Source organism: Vibrio sp. S12_S33, assembly GCF_963889785.1.
GTDB lineage: Bacteria > Pseudomonadota > Gammaproteobacteria > Enterobacterales > Vibrionaceae > Vibrio > Vibrio aestuarianus.
Map to the genome: position 1 here is coordinate 1 of NZ_CAWPQZ010000025.1, position 21,815 is coordinate 21,815.

The 21,815-nt window shown below is 44.1% G+C and carries 15 protein-coding genes and 1 pseudogene; 6 read left to right on the forward strand and 10 right to left on the reverse strand.

The genetic code is table 11. The features are described 5' to 3' along the window. Together AACW06_RS21015 and AACW06_RS12210 are read right to left on the reverse strand one after the other, a co-directional pair. A pseudogene (locus AACW06_RS21015) lies at positions 1-165 on the reverse strand (ISL3 family transposase); the annotation flags it as partial. A gap of 116 nt (positions 166-281) precedes the next feature. Beyond that, positions 282-746, reverse strand: coding sequence for a DUF721 domain-containing protein (locus AACW06_RS12210; RefSeq protein WP_172532208.1), 465 nt, complete (start codon positions 744-746; stop codon positions 282-284). 324 nt (positions 747-1,070) lie between these two features. Here AACW06_RS12210 and secA point away from each other — a divergent pair, with 324 nt between their 5' ends. From secA to AACW06_RS12240, 6 genes are all read left to right on the forward strand, one after another. Further along, positions 1,071-3,803, forward strand: a complete 2,733-nt coding sequence (gene secA / locus AACW06_RS12215) for a preprotein translocase subunit SecA (RefSeq protein WP_192075262.1) — start codon at positions 1,071-1,073, stop codon at positions 3,801-3,803. A gap of 95 nt (positions 3,804-3,898) precedes the next feature. Then, positions 3,899-4,297: an 8-oxo-dGTP diphosphatase MutT gene (gene mutT, locus AACW06_RS12220; RefSeq protein WP_168521099.1), complete on the forward strand. Its 399-nt coding sequence runs from the start codon at positions 3,899-3,901 to the stop codon at positions 4,295-4,297. A gap of 124 nt (positions 4,298-4,421) precedes the next feature. Next, a complete protein-coding gene (gene dapB, locus AACW06_RS12225; protein WP_171375415.1) occupies positions 4,422-5,246 on the forward strand; it encodes a 4-hydroxy-tetrahydrodipicolinate reductase in 825 nt (274 codons plus the stop codon). A gap of 483 nt (positions 5,247-5,729) precedes the next feature. Then, positions 5,730-6,869, forward strand: a complete 1,140-nt coding sequence (carA, locus tag AACW06_RS12230) for a glutamine-hydrolyzing carbamoyl-phosphate synthase small subunit (protein ID WP_168521101.1) — start codon at positions 5,730-5,732, stop codon at positions 6,867-6,869. A gap of 17 nt (positions 6,870-6,886) precedes the next feature. After that, entirely contained in the window at positions 6,887-10,117 is a 3,231-nt protein-coding gene (gene carB, locus AACW06_RS12235) for a carbamoyl-phosphate synthase large subunit (protein ID WP_053310792.1), read from the forward strand. A gap of 270 nt (positions 10,118-10,387) precedes the next feature. Next, positions 10,388-11,167, forward strand: coding sequence for a TSUP family transporter (locus AACW06_RS12240; protein ID WP_192075263.1), 780 nt, complete (start codon positions 10,388-10,390; stop codon positions 11,165-11,167). On the opposite strand, the gene AACW06_RS12245 is transcribed toward AACW06_RS12240, so the two are convergent. From AACW06_RS12245 to gltB, 8 genes are all read right to left on the reverse strand, one after another. After that, positions 11,118-11,963 carry a LysR family transcriptional regulator gene (locus tag AACW06_RS12245; RefSeq protein ID WP_192075264.1) on the reverse strand — a complete coding sequence of 282 codons (846 nt, stop codon included), beginning with the start codon at positions 11,961-11,963 and terminating at the stop codon, positions 11,118-11,120. The genes AACW06_RS12240 and AACW06_RS12245 overlap by 50 nt on opposite strands. 57 nt (positions 11,964-12,020) lie before the next feature. After that, positions 12,021-12,641 carry a TRIC cation channel family protein gene (locus AACW06_RS12250; RefSeq protein WP_053310795.1) on the reverse strand — a complete coding sequence of 207 codons (621 nt, stop codon included), beginning with the start codon at positions 12,639-12,641 and terminating at the stop codon, positions 12,021-12,023. 73 nt (positions 12,642-12,714) lie between these two features. Further along, on the reverse strand, positions 12,715-13,539 hold the full coding sequence (btuF, locus tag AACW06_RS12255) for a vitamin B12 ABC transporter substrate-binding protein BtuF (protein ID WP_372586272.1): 825 nt from the start codon (positions 13,537-13,539) through the stop codon (positions 12,715-12,717). A gap of 1 nt (position 13,540) precedes the next feature. After that, positions 13,541-14,494 (reverse strand): cobalamin biosynthesis family protein, encoded by a 954-nt coding sequence (locus tag AACW06_RS12260; RefSeq protein WP_192075265.1) that lies wholly within the window; start codon positions 14,492-14,494, stop codon positions 13,541-13,543. A 15-nt stretch (positions 14,495-14,509) separates the two neighbouring features. Next, positions 14,510-15,205: a 5'-methylthioadenosine/S-adenosylhomocysteine nucleosidase gene (gene mtnN, locus AACW06_RS12265; RefSeq protein WP_192075266.1), complete on the reverse strand. Its 696-nt coding sequence runs from the start codon at positions 15,203-15,205 to the stop codon at positions 14,510-14,512. An 80-nt stretch (positions 15,206-15,285) separates the two neighbouring features. Continuing rightward, complete coding sequence (locus tag AACW06_RS12270; RefSeq protein ID WP_192075267.1) at positions 15,286-15,711, reverse strand: DUF1499 domain-containing protein; 426 nt, start codon at positions 15,709-15,711, stop codon at positions 15,286-15,288. A 128-nt stretch (positions 15,712-15,839) separates the two neighbouring features. Beyond that, positions 15,840-17,252 carry an FAD-dependent oxidoreductase gene (locus AACW06_RS12275; RefSeq protein ID WP_192075268.1) on the reverse strand — a complete coding sequence of 471 codons (1,413 nt, stop codon included), beginning with the start codon at positions 17,250-17,252 and terminating at the stop codon, positions 15,840-15,842. A gap of 18 nt (positions 17,253-17,270) precedes the next feature. After that, on the reverse strand, positions 17,271-21,734 hold the full coding sequence (gene gltB, locus AACW06_RS12280; protein WP_192075269.1) for a glutamate synthase large subunit: 4,464 nt from the start codon (positions 21,732-21,734) through the stop codon (positions 17,271-17,273). Between the last annotated feature and the right edge of the window lie 81 nt (positions 21,735-21,815).

Consider the following 21,815-nt stretch of genomic DNA (forward strand, 5'->3'; position numbering starts at 1 on the left):
TACATGACGCCATTGATACTCATGGATAGCCTCGGCCTCAAGACCACAAAGGCATTTGGCCTCAGAGTTAGGTTTAAGAGTCAGGGTAATAAGTGATGCTGTCTGGTGAGACTTTACTATTTTAAAGCCTTCCCAGAATGAAGATAGGAAAGTATGATTCGACATGGAAACGGTAGTTTGTGTATGATTTTTGTTTGGCGACTAAACCATATCACTTACTACCGTTTTTTTGTTTTTAGTTCCCGCTAATCCGCGATGAACCTTTTTTGTATCCATTATTTCTACTTATTATTTTTTTGCTTAGCTAACTTAGCGATATTTTCTAAACGTTTTTTGATTTTTGGTGGTGCATGGTCAGCAACCATCAACAACACTTGAGCTGCATTTTCAGAAAGTGGTGGTCTGGCAATGACCTCTTTTTCATCTTTTTTTCCTCGATTACGATATAACCCAGGGTTAATCTTTAGCTCAATGCTGACTAACTTTGCAAAACCTTGAGAGCGTAATTGATTAAGCAAGTGTAGGCGGTCATATTCCAATTTCATTTTAATTGCTGCACTCGCCACTTCCACAATCAGATGTCCACCACGTACATTTGCCGCACGTACATGATCTGCAGTGCCTTTAGGTAATAAAGTTTGCAATACTTTATTTAAGGCAATGATCTCGCTGGCATGTTCTTGAATTTTACGCAGTGATGAATCGCTGATCAGCTCTTTTGTTAAAGTGGGGCGATGATCGCGCATAGTCTCTACCTCTTAATACAACTCTTTCATTCTATGGCCATGGGCTGGAAGTGTATAGCAACAACGCCATTTTGTTGTTCAAGTACTGTTCAAAACTCGATAAAAATTATGTGCGCTTCAAACAAATAGTTTTGATATTGGTTGTTGTGACAAAAAATCCTTAAACTATGCGCCACATAATCATTTAATGCCTTGAAAATATACCTTACCGCCACAATGTCTGTGATACATGATTTATCTCAGTATCCTTAGTTCAAAACTGGTAGAGACTGACGGCATTAAGAGTAGATCGAAAGCGATCTAAGAAAGAGAGATTCCTAACACATGATAACTAAGCTACTGACAAAGGTAATTGGCAGTCGCAATGACCGAACACTGCGCCGCCTTAGAAAAATTGTAAAAGAGATCAACAGCTACGAACCGACTTTTGAAACACTGACCGATGAAGAATTAAAAGCTAAAACGGTTGAGTTTCGTCAGCGCTTGGAACAGGGTGAAACCCTAGACCAATTGCTTCCTGAGGCATTTGCCACAGTACGTGAAGCTTCTAAGCGTGTATATGGCATGCGCCATTTCGACGTTCAGTTAATTGGTGGCATGGTATTGAATGCTGGCCAAATCGCAGAAATGCGTACGGGTGAAGGTAAAACATTAACCGCAACTTTACCTGCTTATCTAAATGCATTGCCAAGTAAAGGTGTGCATATCGTAACGGTCAATGATTACTTAGCCAAACGTGACGCAGAAACCAACCGTCCGTTATTTGAATTTCTTGGCATGACAGTTGGCATTAATGTGCCGAATATGCCACCTCAAGAAAAAAAAGTCGCTTACCAAGCTGATATTCTTTACGGAACCAATAATGAATTTGGTTTCGATTATCTGCGTGACAACATGGCATTTCGTAAAGAAGACCGTGTACAACGTGAGCGCTTCTTTGCTGTTGTCGATGAAGTGGACTCGATTCTTATTGATGAAGCTCGTACACCGCTGATAATTTCAGGCCCTGCAGAAGATAGTTCTGAACTCTATATCCGTATTAACACGCTCATCCCGTTACTACAGAAGCAGGATAAAGAAGATTCTGAAGAATATCGTGGTGACGGTCACTACACCGTTGATGAGAAATCTAAGCAGGTACACCTAACCGAAACAGGCCAAGAATTCGTAGAAGAATTAATGGTTAAAAATGGTTTGATGGAAGAGGGAGACACGCTTTACTCACCAACTAACATCAGTTTGTTGCATCACGTCAACGCGGCGCTGCGTGCCCATGTGCTATTTGAAAAGAATGTCGACTACATCGTCAATGACGATGGTGAAGTGGTCATCGTTGATGAGCATACTGGTCGTACTATGCCTGGGCGTCGTTGGTCTGAAGGTTTACACCAAGCAGTAGAAGCAAAAGAAGGCGTTAAGATCCAAAACGAGAACCAAACTCTCGCATCGATTACCTTCCAGAACTTCTTCCGCCTATACAACAAATTGTCTGGTATGACGGGTACTGCGGATACTGAAGCATTCGAATTCCAATCGATTTATGGGTTAGAAACGGTTGTTATCCCGACTAATAAACCTATGGTGCGTAATGACATGCCCGATGTGGTGTATCGTACTGAAGCTGAGAAATTTGTAGCGATCATTGAAGATATCAAAGAGCGCGTCGAAAAAGGTCAGCCAACCTTGGTGGGTACCGTTTCGATTGAAAAATCAGAGCTACTTTCTAATGCTCTGAAAAAAGCCAAAGTTAAACATAATGTATTGAATGCTAAATTCCACGAGAAAGAAGCGGAAATCGTCGCGCAAGCGGGTACACCAAGTGCTGTGACCATTGCTACAAACATGGCTGGTCGTGGTACGGATATTGTTCTGGGTGGCAGTTGGCAAGCTCAAATAGAGCAGTTAGATAACCCAACACAAGAACAAATTGATGCTATCAAAGCAGAATGGAAAATCGTTCACGATCAAGTATTAGCGTCGGGTGGTTTACATATTATCGGTACTGAACGTCATGAATCTCGCCGTATTGATAACCAACTACGTGGCCGTTCTGGTCGTCAGGGGGATGCGGGTTCATCGCGTTTCTACCTTTCAATGGAAGACTCTCTACTGAGAATTTTCACTTCAGATCGCATGGCAAGTTTGATCCAAAGTGGTATGGATGAAGGTGAAGCGATTGAAAGTAAGATGCTGTCGCGCTCCATTGAAAAAGCACAACGAAAAGTGGAAGGTCGTAACTTTGATATTCGTAAACAGCTTCTTGAATACGATGATGTTGCGAACGACCAACGTAAAGTGGTTTACGAGTTACGTGATGAACTGATGGACGCTGATGATATCAGTGATATGATTGAGTTAAACCGCCAAGACGTCTTTACTTCAGTGATCAGTGAATACATTCCACCTCAATCTTTAGAAGATATGTGGGATATTACCGGATTAGAAGAGCGTCTGAAAAACGACTTTGATTTAACGCTTCCAATTCAAGCTTGGCTCGATGCCGACGACAAATTGTATGAAGAGGCGCTACGCGAGCGAATTCTTGAAGAAGCCGTTAATGTTTATCGTGCTAAAGAAGAAACCGTTGGTGCGTCAGTACTTCGTAATTTCGAAAAATCCGTCATGCTGCAAACGCTCGATACCTTGTGGAAAGAGCACTTAGCTGCAATGGATCACTTGCGTCAAGGTATTCATTTACGCGGTTATGCACAAAAGAACCCGAAACAAGAGTACAAGCGTGAGTCATTTGAACTGTTTGAAGATATGTTGGACTCTTTGAAGACTGATGTGATCACTATTTTGTCGAAAGTACGTGTGCAGCAGCAAGAAGAAGTTGAACGTATGGAAGCTCAGCGTCAAGCGCAAGCTGAAGAAGCCGCGCGTCGCCAGCAGTTCCAGCATCAAAATGCTGAAAATCCATTAGCCGAAGGCAGTGATGAAACGGATGAGCATGCTCACCAACCTATGGTGCGCGAAGAGCGCAAAGTTGGTCGTAATGAACCTTGCCCTTGTGGTAGCGGTAAAAAGTACAAACAGTGCCATGGGCAAATAGGTTAATCACTATTTATTGAGTAAAGAGTCGCTTAAGCGGCTCTTTTTTTAACTAAATATTCTTTAACCTACTGTGAGGTTAGAGCTAAATTGGAGTTAATATGAAACGTGTGCATATTGTTGCTGCTATTATTTTTAATGCCGATAAATCAGAAGTTTATATTACAAAGCGACCAGAACATTTACATAAAGGTGGGTACTGGGAATTCCCAGGAGGCAAGCTGGAAGTTGGTGAAACGGTAGAGCAAGCGATTACTCGTGAGCTCAATGAGGAGATCGGTATTGATGTTACCGAACAATCACCTTACCAATATTTAGAGTTTGACTATGCAGATAAAGCCCTAAAGTTTGATTTTATATGTGTGACTCAATTTAACCATCAACCCTATGGCAAAGAAGGTCAGCAAGGTCAGTGGGTACCTGTTGCACACCTGACTGACTACGCTTTTCCTGAGGCGAATCGACCGATATTGGAGCGAGTGGTAAAAGAGTTTGCCTAAGTATTTTGAACAAAATTTATCGTCCAACGGTCAACACGCCCTAGCCACCGCGATTAATTGTTGATAGTTTAAAGAAACACCTTGAATGTATAAAACGATATCAGTTTAGGTTGATAGCGTAACAATGGAGAAAAACGCAATGGTGAGAATTGCGATTGCAGGAGCTGCGGGCAGAATGGGCCGCAACCTAGTTAAAGCCACTTATCAAAACCCAAATGCTCAAGTGGGGGCGGGTTCTGAACGTCCAGAATCGTCGCTGGTCGGTGTCGATATCGGTGAATTATGTGGTGAAGGTCGATTTGATATCGCTTTAGTCGATAATCTACAAAATGCGATTGATCACTTTGATGTGATTATCGATTTTACTGCTCCTGTAAGCACATTAGCGAATATTGAACTGTGTAAAAAACACGGTAAAAAATTGGTGATTGGTACGACTGGTTTTTCTGAAGCAGAAAAAGCGATCATCGAGTCAGCAGCGCAACAGATCTCAATTGTTATGGCTCCCAACTACAGTGTTGGCGTGAACCTCGTCTTTAAGTTGCTTGAAAAGGCCGCGAGAGTGATGGGTGATTACTGTGACATTGAGATTGTCGAAGCTCACCATCGCCATAAAGTGGATGCCCCTTCAGGAACCGCAATCGGTATGGGAGAAGCAATTGCTGGAGCTATGGGTAATAAATTAAGTGATGTCGCAGTGTATGCTCGTGAAGGCATTACTGGTGAGCGAAGTAAAGATGAAATTGGCTTTGCCACGATTCGCGCTGGTGACATTGTTGGTGAACATACGGCAATGTTTGCCGATATTGGTGAGCGTGTTGAGATTACTCACAAAGCGACAGATCGCATGACATTTGCCAATGGTGCCGTTAAAGCTGCTGTTTGGTTAAATGATAAACCAGCAGGCTTTTATAGCATGACGGATGTATTGGGTTTGAACGATCTTTAATTACATAATTATGCGCCAGTAAATACTGGCGCATCTGTTTTTCTCACTAATCTCCCTCTTTAGTTATCTTCCTGCATATCTTCGTTAATTTACACTTTAATGTGTAATTTCTCTTTGTTTGGTTTGTTTTTTGTCTTAACCTTCCAAAAGCTTACTGCTTTTTGCTTTAAGTAACGTTTGCGTCTGTTTGTTTTGAGTGGTTTGCTTTGAAATTACATTGTCGATTGATATAGTGGTGTTTATTGAAACCTTTTTTGCGTTTTGATGAGTTAAATGTGCTTTTTTAATGGTTTGATGGCTCTTTTAGTGTGTAAGGCTTTAAATGTAAGTTTTATTTGTTATCAAATGTTGACAGGAATCACAGCGATCTTTAGAATACCGCCAATTTGTCTAAATCACCCTATAGCGCTACCTTATGGCGAAAAGGAAGACAGATTTGCAGTTTAATTTATTTTTTTTGCATTTTTATTCCTGGAGGTTGTCTTGAGTAAATCAGCACTGTTAGTCCTAGAAGATGGGACGGTGTTCCACGGTGTATCCATTGGAGCTGATGGAACGTCTGTCGGTGAAGTCGTTTTTAATACCTCGATGACGGGGTACCAAGAAATCCTCACTGATCCTTCTTATTCTCAACAAATCGTTACTCTCACTTACCCTCACATAGGCAATACCGGAACCAATTCCGAAGACGAAGAATCTTCTTCCATTCATGCACAAGGCCTTGTGATTCGCGATCTCCCTCTTATCGCTTCTAACTTCCGTAATGAAAAATCCCTTTCCGATTACCTGAAATCACAAAATATCGTCGGCATTGCTGATATCGATACTCGTAAGCTAACTCGTATTTTGCGTGAGAAAGGTGCACAGAATGGCTGCATTATGGCTGGTGATCGCTTAGATCAAGCATTGGCGCTAACGAAAGCGAAAGAATTCCCTGGCTTAAAAGGAATGGATCTTGCGAAAGAGGTTACAACAAAAGAAGCGTATCAATGGAAACAAGGTTCGTGGACGCTTGAAGGTGGGCTTCCAGAAGCGAAAGATGACAGCGAGTTGCCATATCACGTTGTTGCCTACGATTTCGGAGCAAAGCGCAACATCTTACGCATGTTGGTTGACCGAGGCTGCCGCTTAACTGTTGTACCAGCTCAAACTTCAGCTGAAGAAGTTCTTGCGCTAAAACCAGATGGTGTCTTTTTATCAAACGGCCCTGGTGACCCAGAACCATGTACTTATGCGATTGAAGCGACCAAAGTATTCTTAGACAAAGAATTACCGGTCTTTGGTATCTGTCTAGGACACCAAATTTTGGCATTAGCTTCCGGTGCAAAAACAGTAAAAATGAAGTTTGGCCACCATGGTGCGAACCACCCGGTCAAAGATTTAGATCGCAATGTAGTGATGATTACATCACAAAACCACGGCTTTGCTGCGGACGAAGCGACGTTGCCTGAAAACCTTCGAGCGACACATAAGTCACTCTTTGATGGCTCATTACAAGGCATTCATCGCACGGATAAACCAGCATTTAGCTTTCAAGGTCACCCTGAAGCAAGCCCAGGTCCACATGATGCAGCCCCGCTTTTCGATCACTTTATCGAACTAATTAAAAAACACAGCGCTTAATTTCGGAGTAGTAGACAATGCCAAAACGTACTGACATTAAAAGTATTCTAATTCTAGGTGCTGGCCCGATTGTTATCGGTCAGGCATGTGAATTTGACTACTCAGGCGCTCAAGCCTGTAAAGCGCTGCGCGAAGAGGGTTATCGAGTTATTTTGGTTAACTCAAACCCTGCCACTATTATGACTGACCCAGAGATGGCCGATGCAACTTACATCGAGCCAATTCATTGGGAAGTGGTACGCAAGATCATTGAAAAAGAACGTCCAGATGCTGTATTGCCAACTATGGGCGGTCAAACGGCGCTTAACTGTGCACTTGATTTAGAAAAGCACGGTGTGCTTGCTGAGTTCGGTGTTGAAATGATTGGCGCAACGGCTGATGCGATTGATAAAGCGGAAGACCGTTCACGTTTTGATAAGGCAATGAAATCTATCGGTTTAGCCTGTCCTCGTGCCGATACAGCAAAAACGATGGAAGAAGCTTACCGCGTTCAAGAAATGGTTGGCTTCCCTTGTATCATTCGTCCATCTTTTACTATGGGTGGTACCGGTGGTGGTATTGCGTATAACAAAGAAGAGTTCGAAGAAATTTGTCGTCGTGGTCTCGATCTTTCTCCAACCAATGAACTCCTTATTGATGAGTCTTTGATTGGTTGGAAAGAATATGAAATGGAAGTCGTTCGCGATAAAGCGGACAACTGTATCATTGTTTGTGCGATTGAAAACTTTGACCCAATGGGCATCCATACGGGTGATTCAATCACAGTGGCACCGGCGCAAACGCTAACCGACAAAGAATATCAATTGATGCGTAATGCATCGCTAGCAGTATTGCGTGAAATCGGCGTTGAAACGGGCGGTTCAAACGTACAGTTTGGTATCAATCCGAAAGATGGCCGTATGGTCATCATCGAAATGAACCCTCGTGTATCTCGCTCTTCTGCTCTAGCATCTAAAGCAACAGGTTTTCCTATTGCTAAAGTCGCAGCGAAACTTGCGGTTGGTTTTACCTTAGATGAGCTAATGAACGACATCACAGGTGGCGCGACTCCGGCTTCGTTTGAACCAACGATTGACTACGTTGTTACCAAGATCCCTCGTTTTAACTTCGAGAAATTCGCTGGTGCTAATGATCGCTTGACGACACAGATGAAGTCGGTGGGTGAGGTTATGGCTATTGGTCGTAACCAACAAGAGTCATTACAAAAAGCATTGCGTGGTTTAGAAATCGGTGTAAACGGTTTAGATGAAATGGTTGATCTAGACGCACCAGATGCGCTGACTACTATTCGTCATGAGCTAAAAGAAGCGGGCGCAGAACGTATTTGGTACATTGCTGATGCATTTCGCGCCGGTTTGTCAGTCGATGGTGTATTTAACCTAACCAATATCGACCGTTGGTTCCTTGTGCAAATCGAAGAATTAGTCAAGATGGAACAAGAGGTTAAAGCAGGTGGTTTTGCGGGCTTGAACGCTGATGTTCTGCGCAAAATGAAACGCAAAGGCTTCTCTGACGCGCGTCTTTCAACCTTACTTGGTGTTTCGGAAAGCGAAATTCGTCGTATGCGTGACCAACATGATATTCATCCAGTTTACAAACGTGTGGATACTTGTGCGGCAGAATTCTCATCTGACACGGCTTATATGTATTCTTCTTATGATGAAGAGTGTGAAGCGCAGCCAACAGATAAAGACAAAATCATGGTACTTGGTGGTGGTCCTAACCGTATCGGCCAAGGTATTGAATTTGACTACTGCTGTGTGCATGCTTCTCTTGCACTGCGTGAAGACGGTTATGAAACCATTATGGTTAACTGCAACCCTGAAACGGTTTCAACGGATTACGACACATCGGATCGTCTCTACTTTGAACCAGTAACATTAGAAGATGTACTTTCTATCGTACGCGTAGAAAAACCAAAAGGCGTGATTGTGCAATACGGTGGTCAAACACCATTGAAATTGGCTCGCGCACTTGAAGCTGCTGGTGTGCCTATCATTGGTACAAGCCCTGACGCTATTGACCGCGCAGAAGACCGTGAGCGTTTTCAACAAGCTGTTGACCGTTTAGGTTTGCTTCAGCCAGAAAACGCAACCGTAACGACTATGGAGCAAGCGATTGAAAAATCGAAAGATATCGGTTTTCCTCTCGTGGTTCGCCCCTCTTATGTTCTCGGTGGTCGTGCGATGGAAATCGTCTATGACGAACAAGATTTACGTCGCTACTTCAACGAAGCGGTTAGTGTTTCGAATGAATCACCAGTACTGCTTGACCGTTTCCTAGATGATGCAGTGGAAGTCGATATCGATGCTATCTGTGATGGTGAGCGCGTTGTGATTGGCGGTATCATGGAGCACATCGAACAAGCGGGTGTTCACTCTGGTGACTCAGCATGTTCTCTTCCGGCTTACACGTTAAGCCAAGAAATCCAAGATGTGATGCGCGAGCAAGTTGAAAAACTGGCGTTTGAATTGGGTGTTCGTGGCCTAATGAATACACAGTTTGCGGTTAAAGATAACGAAGTTTACTTAATTGAAGTTAACCCTCGTGCTGCTCGTACTGTACCGTTTGTTTCAAAAGCAACGGGCGCCCCACTGGCAAAAATTGCAGCGCGTGTAATGGCTGGCCAATCTCTAGAGTCGCAAGGCTTCACCAAAGAGATTATCCCACCTTACTACTCGGTAAAAGAAGTGGTACTACCGTTTAATAAATTCCCAGGTGTTGACCCACTGTTAGGCCCAGAAATGCGCTCAACAGGTGAAGTGATGGGTGTTGGTGCAACGTTTGCTGAAGCATATGCTAAGGCAGAGCTTGGTTGTGGGAATGTTTACCCTGAAGGTGGTCGCGCATTGCTATCGGTTCGTGAAGGTGACAAACAACGAGTAGTTGATTTGGCTTCTAAGCTGGTTAAATTGGGTTACCAACTCGATGCAACTCATGGTACTGCGGTTATTTTGGGCGAAGCTGGTATTAACCCACGCTTAGTCAACAAGGTTCATGAAGGTCGCCCTCATATTCTTGACCGAATTAAGAATAATGAATACACCTATATCATCAATACCGCCGCGGGTCGCCAAGCGATTGAAGACTCTAAAGTTCTACGTCGTGGCGCATTGGCTGAGAAAGTGAACTACACCACAACTCTGAACGCTGCTTTTGCAACCTGTATGTCTCATACGGCAGATGCAAAATCATCAGTGACATCAGTTCAAGAGTTGCACGCACAAGTTAAAGCTAACTTAGCTTAAGCTAGCTAAAAAAATAATAAATCAGTAGTTCTCAGAGCTACATGACAACCTCATTGCCCGCTAAATTAAGCGGGCTTTTTTTGTTTAAGAGAACTCCCCCCAAACAACTTCAAGTAGGAAGGACATATCACTTTAGTTAGGTTGTTTAGTACATTGTGAGTATTAATTTAATTGATGAATATTTGGAATGAATTGAAGGCGTGAGTTTCTCTTTTAGCAACGATTGTTCAGTGTTAGCGTGAGCAAAATAATGCAGCGATTAAGGATTAAATGGATATTTCAATTGAGGTTTTGGGACTGCTTTTTTTGGTTGCCAGCGCTGCTGGTTTCATTGATGCAATGGCGGGAGGTGGTGGGTTATTAACGCTACCTGCTTTATTGGCGGCGGGTGTGCCTCCAGCTCAAGCTCTTGCAACCAATAAACTGCAAAGCTCCTTTGGTAGTTTTTCAGCGACTTGGTATTTCGTGCGTAATGGCATGGTAAGCCTGAAAGAGATGAAACTTGCAATAGCTTGCACTTTTATTGGTTCAGCTTGTGGTGCAGAGTTGGTTCAGCATATTGATGCCAGTTTACTAACCAGTTTAATTCCTATTCTTCTTATTAGCATTTCGCTGTATTTTTTGTTGGCTCCACAAACGAAAGCGGTTCAGGGTAATCCCCGACTATCAGAAAGGCTTTTTGCTTTTTTTATCGGTGGTGGTGTAGGCTTTTATGATGGTTTTTTTGGCCCTGGCACCGGTTCTATTTTCACGGTTTGTTTTGTTGTGCTTGGTCACTTTTCATTAGTTGAAGCGACGGCAAGAACTAAGGTACTAAACTTCACCTCTAACATCGCGGCGTTACTATTCTTCTTGATTGCGGGATTACCTATTTGGGAAATTGGTTTGGTGATGGCTGTCGGTGGTTTTATCGGTGCGAGAATGGGAGCTAAAGTGGTTGTCACAAAAGGGCAGAAATGGATTCGTCCGTTGGTTATTGTTATGTCAATGCTGATGGCAGCTAAACTTCTTTGGCAACAGCATCCGCAATGGTTTCAATCAATTTTTTAATCCTTGGTGAGCGATAACTACTGCTACGCAAACAAATATGGATGGGGCGGACAAGCGCCTGTAATTGGTCGAAATTAAAACAATATTGTGGCTTGATATTGAGTGTTTTAATTACGGACAAGGGGACTAGTGCTGGCGTCATTCCCCCTAATGCTAATTGTGCTGAAGCCGTGTATGAGTCCATTTCCATCAAGGGCGTGATTGACAATTTGGCTAGTATATCAAGCTGATAAGTATTTGCAGGGTTTGACAAATCATTGGTGACTAATTGTGTTGGTAAGCTCGTTAGTGGCGTTTGGCTGACGATATAAAAGGGCTCATCGGCTAGGTGGAAAGCCATTAATCCATGATTAGCTGGTAAGTAACCTGCACAGAACCCAAGTGTTGCTTTTCCTGATTGCACATGTTGCACAATTCTCGGTGTGTGGTTGGTCGTGATAGTTATGAATTTATCTTGCTGCAGATAGCGGCCCATTGCCACATTTAGGTAACCAGCGACCAAGGTTTCTGAACAGTCGAGTTTGATTAAGGTATCATCAGTCAGTGCTTGCTGATCGAAGATTAAACCACATAACTCATTGAAGCTTGGACCAATACTCTCAACTAGAGCCAGTGCGTCGGTGGTCAGTTTTATCTGCCGCCCATCAGGCTCAATAAGTTTCTTCCCGAGTCTCTTTTCTAAATTAGCAATACGCTTACTCACCGCAGATTGGCTAATATAGAGCAAACTGCCGGTTCGGCTCATGGTTTTTTCTTTGCTTAACATAAGCAAGGTTTCGATACCTTCAAGCAGCATAATTAAAGAGCATTGGGAATAGGTGAGCTTACTCTACACTATTATTTCGAGCAGAGGTTACTTATTAAGTGCAAATGTGGGCAGTGACAAATGCCAACGAATTGCACCTAATCGAATGATGAGCGTTGAAAGCACTCCAGCGATAAAAGCGCTTGAATTATCATAGCCCATTGCTAGTGCGGTCGTATGAAATAGGCCGCCAATAATGCATGCTGTGGCGTATACTTCACTGCGTAATACCATCGGGATTTCGCGAGCTAATACATCGCGAATAATGCCACCACCACAACCAGTAATGACTCCCATGATGACAGCAACGATGGCTGAATCTTGATAAAGCATTGCTTTTTCTACACCGATCCCAACAAAGACCGCCAAACCAATAGCATCACAGACAGGTAATATCCACCAAGCAACTCGCTTAGGTCGACGAACTAACAACATGGTGAGTACGCAGGTGATAAAAATAACCCAAAGGTAAGTGGTGTCTTTTATCCAAAAAACGGGAGTAGCCCCGAGCGCCATATCACGGATAGTGCCGCCACCAATGGCGGTAACACTGGCTAATACAACGACACCAAAGGGATCCATTTTTAGTCGGCCAGCAAGTAATACACCTGAAATGGCAAAGATAGCCGTACCAAATAAATCAATCAAGTAGAGCAACACGGAGTCCATTTTACTAGGTTCTCTTTATAGTTAATGGAACAGAATTTGGGCTCGAATTGTACGAGATTTTAGCGTGTTAGTGCTAGCGTTTTTGCCGGATGTGTGCGAAGTGATCACATACTTCTTCAATTGCATTCAATGTGCGAGGAGTTGGCCGATTTAACCAATCTGAAGTTAAAGACCAAACAAAGTCATGCTGAACGGCGAATAATTGTTGCTGCCATTTTGACCACATATGACCGTTTTTGATCGCATGTTCAGAAGTAAATATAGCGTCGGGGTTAGCGAGTAATACTTGTTCAATGCCCACTTGAGGATAGGGCGATGGACTATCGGCAAAAATATTCTCACCACCGCAGAAACGAAAGACTTCGCTAGGCCAGCTGTCTTGCGCCAGTGTGATGATCGGTTTTTCACTGAGTTGATAAAAATAACGAACTTTAGAACCAGTATGATAGCGCTGTTTGAATATCGCTAAAGATTGTCGAAAGTTGTGCGCCGCATTTTTCCCGATTTGTGGATTATCGGCGTATTGACTGAGTTGCTCGATATTAGTGGCGATATCTTCTAAGGTTTTGGTTTCTGTTGAGTAAATGGTTAGCCCTAGCTGTTTCAGTTTTGCTATCTCTTTAGCAGGGTTGCCAGAAGGCCAAACGATCACTAAATCTGGTTGTAGTTTTAGAATGCGTTCTAGATTAATACCTTGATAATTTGCTACTTTTTCTAATTTTTTCGCTTGAGGTGGATAGTCGCTGTATTCACTGACAGCAACCAGTTTATCACCAAGGCCAGCGGCAAAAGCTAGCTCTGTCGCGTGAGGTGCTAAGCTGATAATGCGTTCTACTTGAGCTTGAACTGGGTTGATAATCCCAGCGAATAGAAGACAAAGGAAGATCAATATGCGCAATTTATAGCCCTTGATTAATCATGAGGAGTAGAGCGCTTTCTAGCACCAGCCAAGCAAAAATTCGCCACGCGAGCAGCTTTTGTAATTGAGATAAATGAATAGCAGCAGGTGCGACGCGCCCCCCAATTTTAACTCGGATAGCTTTTTTCTCACCGTAAATGGCTGGCCCACCAAGTGACAATTCTAATTTGTTGCCGACGGCGGTTAATAGCCATCCTGGACCCGGCAAAGGCCAGACTTTACTTTGCTTTATCATGGCCGTAAACGTTGTCAATGCTTTATCACCGATGACGATCAACACACTAAATAAGCGTAAAGGAATGAAATCTAGCATAGCGAGCAAGCGTATTACCGGTAAACCAAATGGGTGAAACCTTTGGCGAGAAGGCGACCATGCTCTCGCGAGTTCAGCCACTAGGCGATACATTAATGCTCCAGTTGCGCCTAAGCATGCATACCAAAATAGAACACCGATAACATTGCGGCCATAGCCTATGATGATCGTCTCTGCCCCCGCTTTTCCTAATCCTAGCGGTGATAAACTTTCTGTCGTTCTATTAACAAAAGGTGCGAGTAAGCGTCGTGCTAGTTTTTTATCTTCTTTGGCTAAAGCGTTAATCAGTTGGTTCGCAAGTTGTTCTTGGCTGCGCCAATCAAAAGCCAACAGAAGAATGGCTAAATCAAAAAGTTGAGGTTGCCAAACCAGAGGTTTGAGGGCAATCAGAATGGCCAGTGCTGGCAAGCACATCAGCAGCAAGGCTAGCGTACCGGAGATTACACTTTGCGAGTAACTGTTATTGGTATTGACTTTATCGGCGAGTATTTCAGCAAATTTGTGCCATAAAGTTACTGGGTGCGCGTTACGAGGGATGGGCAAAATGAGATGAAATACAATCGCTCCCCACATAACGAGGAGCGAACCATTGGCATAAAACGGTTTCAACATCTCTTCCATGATGATCGTCGCTTCTTACTTAAGAAGCTCAACCATTTTGATCACCATTTCAGAGGAGCTTTGCGCTGCAAGTGGCAAGAACTCATCAAATGACATTGGCGATGCTTTATCTGCTACGTCTGAAATCGCGCGAACGACGACAAAAGGAACATTGAACTGATGACAGGTTTGAGCGACCGCTGATGCTTCCATTTCGACCGCGATGACACTTGGGAAATGTTGGCGGATAAAGGCTTGGCGTTCAGCAGTACAGACAAAAGCATCACCGGTACAAATAAGACCACGCACCGCGTGTTTATCTTCCATTTGGGTCAGTGCTTTTTCAGCAATGTTCATCAGCGTTTCATCGGCTTTAAAAGCGGCTGGTTGCCCAGCCATTTGGCCCATCTCATAGCCAAAAGCGGTGACATCTGCATCGTGGTGGCGAACTTCGCTAGAAATAACCACATCACCCATTGTTAAGCTAGAATCAAAGCCACCCGCAGAGCCGGTATTAATCACAACATCTGGTTGGTAGTCTTCAAGTAAAATTGTCGTGCCAATAGCTGCCGCTACTTTACCAATTCCAGATTGAAGAAGTACGACATCCACCCCATGGATTTGACCGATAAAGTAAGTGCAACCAGCTTTACTTACTTGTTGCACATTGTTAATTGCGTCTTTTAAAATCACGACTTCTTGTTCCATCGCGCCAATGATGCCGATTTTCATGAGGATTCTCTTATTCGGTTAATAATTAAAATTGGCTGAAGTTTAACATGAAACTTTCCACTAGAGCGATAAGGTACTTTTTATTCGAGTAGTCCGGCTTTGGTTAAGTTTTCTCTGAGTAGTTCAACTCGCTTGCGGTTAACGCCCATATCAGAATAACCAATGCGTGATTCAGAACGAACGATTAATCGTCGCTTATCAATTTTTAATTCAAGATCATCAACAAAGCGCATGATGCGGCTAGTATATTCAATACGTAGATAGTTATCTTCTTTGCTTGCGGTTTTAGAACGTGGAATAGAAAGGGCAACAGCTTCAATTTGATCTAAAGAAACGCCAGCTTTGAGGATGAAGGGCGAAACCGAGAAAGCATTGCGATCATCTTGTGTGGATACACAATTGGGTTTATCACCGCAAGGTGTTGCTGTGTGGTCGGTCATGGTGGTCACTCCTTGAGTGCATGCTGTTAATGTTGAAAACAGTAATAGACTGAATAGTAAACGCATCTTTTTCCTTATGATATTTATTTTATAGATTAAGCAAAAGGATTCACTTTTGTGTGAATCCTTTATTTACTTGAAACGGTATAATTGTTGATTGTGCTTTTTGGTATTGGGTTTTTAGTAGTTAAGACTTAAAGCTCTAAGTAATCAAGTATTCCTTCAGCAGCTTTACGGCCCTCATCAATGGCTGTGACGACTAAATCAGAGCCGCGAACCGCATCACCACCAGCGAAGATTTTTTCATTGCTAGTTTGGTATTGGAAGGACTGCACAGAAGGCGCTTTAATTCTTCCCCACTGATCAAGCTCAACACCAAATGGTTCAAGCCAAGGCATAGCATGAGGTTGGAAGCCAAAAGCCATGATTACCGCATCGGCAGCGAGTACGTGTTCACTACCTGCTACCGGTTCTGGGCGACGACGTCCTGCTTCATCGGCTGTTCCTAAAGCTGTTTTTACCACTTTTACCCCGGTCACTTGACCAGTTGCATTGGTTTCAATGCCCAGTGGTTGAAGGTTGAAGATAAATTCAACGCCTTCTTCTTTCGCATTTTTTACTTCACGGCGAGAGCCTGGCATGTTCTCTTCATCTCGGCGATAAGCACAAATGACCTGATCCGCATTTTGGCGAATAGAGGTTCGAACACAGTCCATAGCCGTATCACCACCGCCTAAAACGACGACTTTCTTATTGGCCATATCAATGAAAGGTTGCTCTGATTCCAGTCCCATCACTTTATATGTATTAGACACTAAAAAGGGTAGAGCATCGTAAACGCCCTCGGCTTCTTCGTTGGCAAGGCCTGCGCGCATATTTTGATAAGTGCCAACGCCAAGAAATACCGCGTCGTAATCATCAACTAAGCTTTGCAGCTCAATATCTTTGCCTACTTCAACATTGAGTTGGAATTCAACGCCCATTTCACTAAAGATGCGACGGCGATTTTCCATTACGCCTTTTTCCAATTTAAAAGATGGAATACCGAAGGTGAGTAAGCCGCCGATCTCTGGATATCGATCGAACACAACGGGTTTGACTCCATTGCGCACTAAAACATCCGCCGCCGCCAAACCGGCTGGTCCTGCACCAATAATCGCGACTTTTTTATCTGTCCACTCGACATTTGACATGTCAGGTTTCCAACCCATTTCAAAGGCTTTATCGGTAATGTATTTTTCAATATTACCAATCGTTACTGCGCCAAAGTCATTGTTGAGTGTACAAGAACCTTCACATAAACGATCTTGAGGGCATACTCGGCCACACACTTCTGGCAAGCTGTTGGTTTGATGAGAAAGCTCTGCCGCTTCAATAATTCGCCCTTCATTGGCGAGTTTTAACCACTGTGGAATATAGTTATGTACTGGGCATTTCCACTCACAGTACGGGTTACCACAATCTAAACAGCGGTCAGCTTGGGCGGTTGCTTGCTGCTTAGTGAATGGTTCGTAGATCTCGACAAACTCAATTTTACGAATAGTGATCGGTTTTTTCGCCGGGTCAACTCGACTCACATCAATAAATTGGTATACGTTCTGGCTCATAAATCTGGCTCCTTCCAATTATTGTGCTTGAACGCGCAGCTCTGCGGCACTACGGCTTTGATGGCCTAGTAGTGTGCTGAGATCGGCAGCTTGTGGTTTAACGAGATAGAACTTTGGTATCCATTCATCAAAGTTTGCGAGAATATGTTCGGCATGAACTGAACCGGTTTCTTCCAAATGCTCGGCGATTAAACCACGTAAATGTTCTTGGTGGATGTATAAATCTTGCAATGAAACGGCCTCGACAGATTCACCGTTGACACGACCTTGGAAATCCCCGTTTTCATCCATCACGTACGCAAATCCACCAGTCATACCAGCGCCAAAGTTCACTCCTGTTGCCCCAAGAATGGCAACAATACCGCCAGTCATGTACTCACAAGTGTTATCACCAGCACCTTCGATGACGGTGATGGTACCTGAATTACGCACGCCAAAACGTTCGCCAGCTTTACCCGCTGCAAACAGTTTTCCACCAGTTGCGCCATATAAACAAGTATTGCCGACAATGGTGGCTTCATGGCAATTAAAGGTTGTGCCAAGGTGTGGTTTGATCACTAACTTACCCCCTGCCATGCCTTTACCGACATAGTCGTTTGCATCACCAGTTAGATATAATTCAACACCACCAGCATTCCATACCCCGAAAGATTGGCCTGCGGTACCGTCAAGGTGAATTTTAATCGGTGAGGCTGCCACGCCTTGGTTCCCATAGCGCTTAGCGATTTCACCCGATAAGCGTGCACCAATAGAGCGGTCCGTATTTCGCACGTTGTAATACAGGTTGAGCGATTGTTGAGATTCGACGGCGCTTAGCGCATCGTCAACGATCTGTTGGTTAAGTTGAGCTTTATCAAACGGTGTGTTTGGTTCAGTCCAATATAGCGGATGATGATGTTGAGATACCGGTGCTTCTAACAAGCCAGATAGATCAAGCTTGCTTTGTTTGGCAGTCATCCCTGTGACGACTTCCAGTAAGTCTGTACGGCCAATCAAGTCGGTGAGCTTTTCAACACCTAACTCTGCTAGGTATTCGCGCACTTCATCAGCAAGGCCGATGAAATAGTTCATCACCATTTCAGGTAGGCCTTTGAAATACTCTTTACGCAGCGTTTCATCTTGTGTTGCGACACCCGTTGCGCAGTTATTTAAATGGCAAATGCGTAAGAATTTACAGCCCATTGCGACCATAGGTGCAGTACCAAACCCAAAGCTTTCTGCACCGAGAATAGCGCCTTTAACCACATCCAGGCCGGTCTTTAATCCGCCATCTACTTGTAAACGAATTTTATGACGCAAGCCATTAGCGACTAATGCTTGTTGGGTTTCGGCCAAACCAAGTTCCCACGGGCTGCCTGCGTATTTAACTGATGTGAGTGGACTTGCTGCTGTACCGCCGTCGTAACCTGAAATGGTGATAAGGTCAGCGTAGGCTTTAGCTACACCGGTTGCAATAGTGCCAACGCCCGGTTCTGAAACGAGTTTGACCGAAATCAACGCTTTGGGGTTTACCTGTTTAAGGTCGAAAATAAGCTGCGCTAAATCTTCAATTGAATAGATATCGTGGTGTGGTGGTGGGGAAATTAAGGTTACCCCTTGCACTGAATAACGCAACTTGGCAATTTCCGCGGTAACTTTATGGCCGGGCAGTTGTCCGCCTTCCCCTGGTTTTGCACCTTGGGCAACTTTAATTTGTAATACATCAGCATTGGTTAAGTAATGCGGTGTCACACCAAAGCGCCCCGAGGCAACCTGTTTGATACGAGAGTTTCGCTCGGTACCAAAGCGGCGTGGATCTTCACCACCTTCGCCAGAGTTCGAATAGCCGCCTAAACGGTTCATGGCAGTCGCGAGCGCTTCATGTGCTTCTGGGCTTAATGCTCCAATGGACATGGCGGCAGAATCGAAGCGTTTAAATAGCTCGGTATTCGGTTCGATTTGATCTAGCGTTAAAGGTGTGGCTGATTTTTTTAGCTTGAGTAGGTCACGCAACATTGCCGCTGGGCGAGCGTTGACCTGCTGAGCAAAAGCCTTGTAATCAGATGTTTCACCTGATTTTACGGCTTGTTGTAATGTGCTAACCACATCAGGGTTGTAAGCATGATACTCACCACCGTGTACATATTTCAGTAGTCCGCCATGTTCCAGCGTTTTACGTTTGGTCCAAGCTTTGCGCGCAAAGTTATAAAGATCTTGTTGAAAATCATCAAAATTAGCGCCTTGAATGCGAGTTGTGACTCCTTTAAAACACAAATTGACGACGTCACTATGCAGACCTACCGCTTCAAATAATTGTGAACAACGGTAAGAGGCGATGGTCGAAATGCCCATTTTGGACATGATCTTCAATAAGCCTTTATCAATACCGTAGCGATAGTTTTGCATCACTTCGCGATAGCTTTTTTCTAAGGTACCGTCATCGATCATCTTGCTTAATGTTTCGTAAGCAAGGTAGGGGTAAACGGCTGTGGCACCAAAGCCAAGTAGGACTGCAAACTGATGAGGATCACGCGCGGTGGCGGTTTCAACGATAATATTGGCATCACAGCGTAGGTTCGCTTCTACTAAGCGAGTTTGTACAGCGCCTACTGCCATGGCTGCTGGAATAGGTAGCGTCTCTTTGGTTAATGCTCTATCTGACAATACGATCAGTACCGATCCTTGGCGAATTTCTTGTTCTGCTTGTGTACATATATCGAGCAGTGCTTGCTGGAGATCTTTTTGTTTGGGATCGTAATTGATATCCAACCGGCTATGTCGATAGTGTTTATCACTTAGATTAAGCAGTTGTTGCATATCTGAATAAAGTAAAACTGGAGAGTCAAACGTCACACGATACGCATGGCCATCAGTTTCGCAAAAGACGTTCATCTCTTGACCGACGCTAGTGGCAAGAGACATCACATGTTTTTCACGCAGTGGATCGATAGGTGGGTTGGTGATTTGCGCAAATTTTTGGCGGAAATAGTCGGTTACCAAGCGTTCTTTTGATGAAAGTACTGCCATCGGCGTATCGTCACCCATCGAACCTACGGCTTCTTGTCCCACATCACCCAGCACGCGCAGCACTTGATCGATCTCTTCGTTGCTCATCGCAAACTGTTTTTGATAGGTTTTTAGCTCGTCATTACCGAAGCTGCGTTCGCCCACCAAATCGTCACTGAGTTCAGAAAATGGAGTTAATCGATGGACGTTATTTTTCATCCATTCGCCATAAGGGTGGCGGTTTTTTAGATCATTATCGATTTCACTGGATTGCCAAAGTTTGCCTTGGCGAGTATCGATTACCAACAGTTCACCAGGTCCAACACGCCCTTTTTCTGCCACTTCATCGGGGGCGTAATCCCAAATGCCAACTTCAGAGGCGAGGGTAATGAGCTTATCTTTGGTTATGACATAACGGGCAGGGCGCAGGCCGTTGCGATCCAAGTTACAGGCGGCGTAACGTCCATCAGACAAGACGATGCCAGCCGGACCATCCCATGGTTCCATGTGTTTTGAGTTAAAGTCATAGAAAGCACGAAGATCTGGGTCCATATCGGGGTGGTTTTGCCATGCTGGCGGCACCAACATGCGCATTGCTCGGAAGATATCCATGCCGCCAGCTAAAAAGAGGTCAAGCATATTGTCGAGACTGGAAGAGTCCGAACCTGTCTCATTAACGAACGGAGCCGCTGTTTGTAGATCGGGCAACAGCGGTGAAGCAAATTTATAAGCACGGGCTCTTGCCCATTGGCGATTACCTTCAATAGTGTTGATTTCACCATTGTGGGCTAAGTAGCGGAACGGTTGAGCAAGCGGCCAACGGGGTTGGGTATTGGTTGAGAAACGCTGGTGGAACAAACAAATGGCAGATTCCATGCGTAAGTCGGCAAGATCGAGATAAAAGCGTGGTAGATCCGCAGGCATACACAAGCCTTTATAAACAATAACTTGTGTTGATAGTGAGCAGATATAGAAATCGCTATCATCGGTGATCTGCTTTTCAATACGGCGGCGAGCAATGTATAAGCGTCGTTCAACATCTCTTTCACGCCAGCCGGCAGGCGCTGAAATAAAGACCTGCTGAATATCAGGGACGGAGTCTGCCGCGATAGGCCCAAGAACACTTTTATTGGTTGGCACAGTGCGCCAGCCCGTAACAGTGAGCGTTTCTTGTGCTAATTGTTGGTTGATAATATCGCGCGCGGCTTGCGCTTTAGTTGGGTCTTGGCTGAGGAAAATCATGCCGATAGCGTATTGCTTACTGAGCTTCCACCCGTTTTCTTCGGCAATAAGTTTGAGGTATGAATCTGGCTTTTGAAGTAATAAGCCACAGCCATCACCGGTTTTACCATCGGCTGCGATGCCGCCTCGGTGAGTCATGCGATCTAATGCTGCAATCGCCGTTCTTACTAATTTATGACTAGTTTGACCTTCCATATGCGCGATCAAACCAAATCCACAGTTGTCTTTCTCCAAACTTGGATCATATAGAGCCATTGCAATTCTCCCTTTGCTTCTCTGTCATCCAGACAGTAAATGACTAACTATTCTATTTTTATTATTTTTAGTGCGTATTCA

Coding starts and splice junctions, on each gene's coding strand:
- AACW06_RS12275 (WP_192075268.1), bottom strand. CDS start 17,252: ATGAGCCAGAACGTATACCAATTTATTGATGTGAGTCGAGTTGACCCG.
- gltB (WP_192075269.1), bottom strand. CDS start 21,734: ATGGCTCTATATGATCCAAGTTTGGAGAAAGACAACTGTGGATTTGGT.
- AACW06_RS12270 (WP_192075267.1), bottom strand. CDS start 15,711: ATGCGTTTACTATTCAGTCTATTACTGTTTTCAACATTAACAGCATGC.
- AACW06_RS12210 (WP_172532208.1), bottom strand. CDS start 746: ATGCGCGATCATCGCCCCACTTTAACAAAAGAGCTGATCAGCGATTCA.
- mtnN (WP_192075266.1), bottom strand. CDS start 15,205: ATGAAAATCGGCATCATTGGCGCGATGGAACAAGAAGTCGTGATTTTA.
- AACW06_RS12250 (WP_053310795.1), bottom strand. CDS start 12,641: ATGGACTCCGTGTTGCTCTACTTGATTGATTTATTTGGTACGGCTATC.
- AACW06_RS12240 (WP_192075263.1), top strand. CDS start 10,388: ATGGATATTTCAATTGAGGTTTTGGGACTGCTTTTTTTGGTTGCCAGC.
- mutT (WP_168521099.1), top strand. CDS start 3,899: ATGAAACGTGTGCATATTGTTGCTGCTATTATTTTTAATGCCGATAAA.
- AACW06_RS12245 (WP_192075264.1), bottom strand. CDS start 11,963: ATGCTGCTTGAAGGTATCGAAACCTTGCTTATGTTAAGCAAAGAAAAA.
- AACW06_RS12260 (WP_192075265.1), bottom strand. CDS start 14,494: ATGGAAGAGATGTTGAAACCGTTTTATGCCAATGGTTCGCTCCTCGTT.
- secA (WP_192075262.1), top strand. CDS start 1,071: ATGATAACTAAGCTACTGACAAAGGTAATTGGCAGTCGCAATGACCGA.
- carB (WP_053310792.1), top strand. CDS start 6,887: ATGCCAAAACGTACTGACATTAAAAGTATTCTAATTCTAGGTGCTGGC.
- dapB (WP_171375415.1), top strand. CDS start 4,422: ATGGAGAAAAACGCAATGGTGAGAATTGCGATTGCAGGAGCTGCGGGC.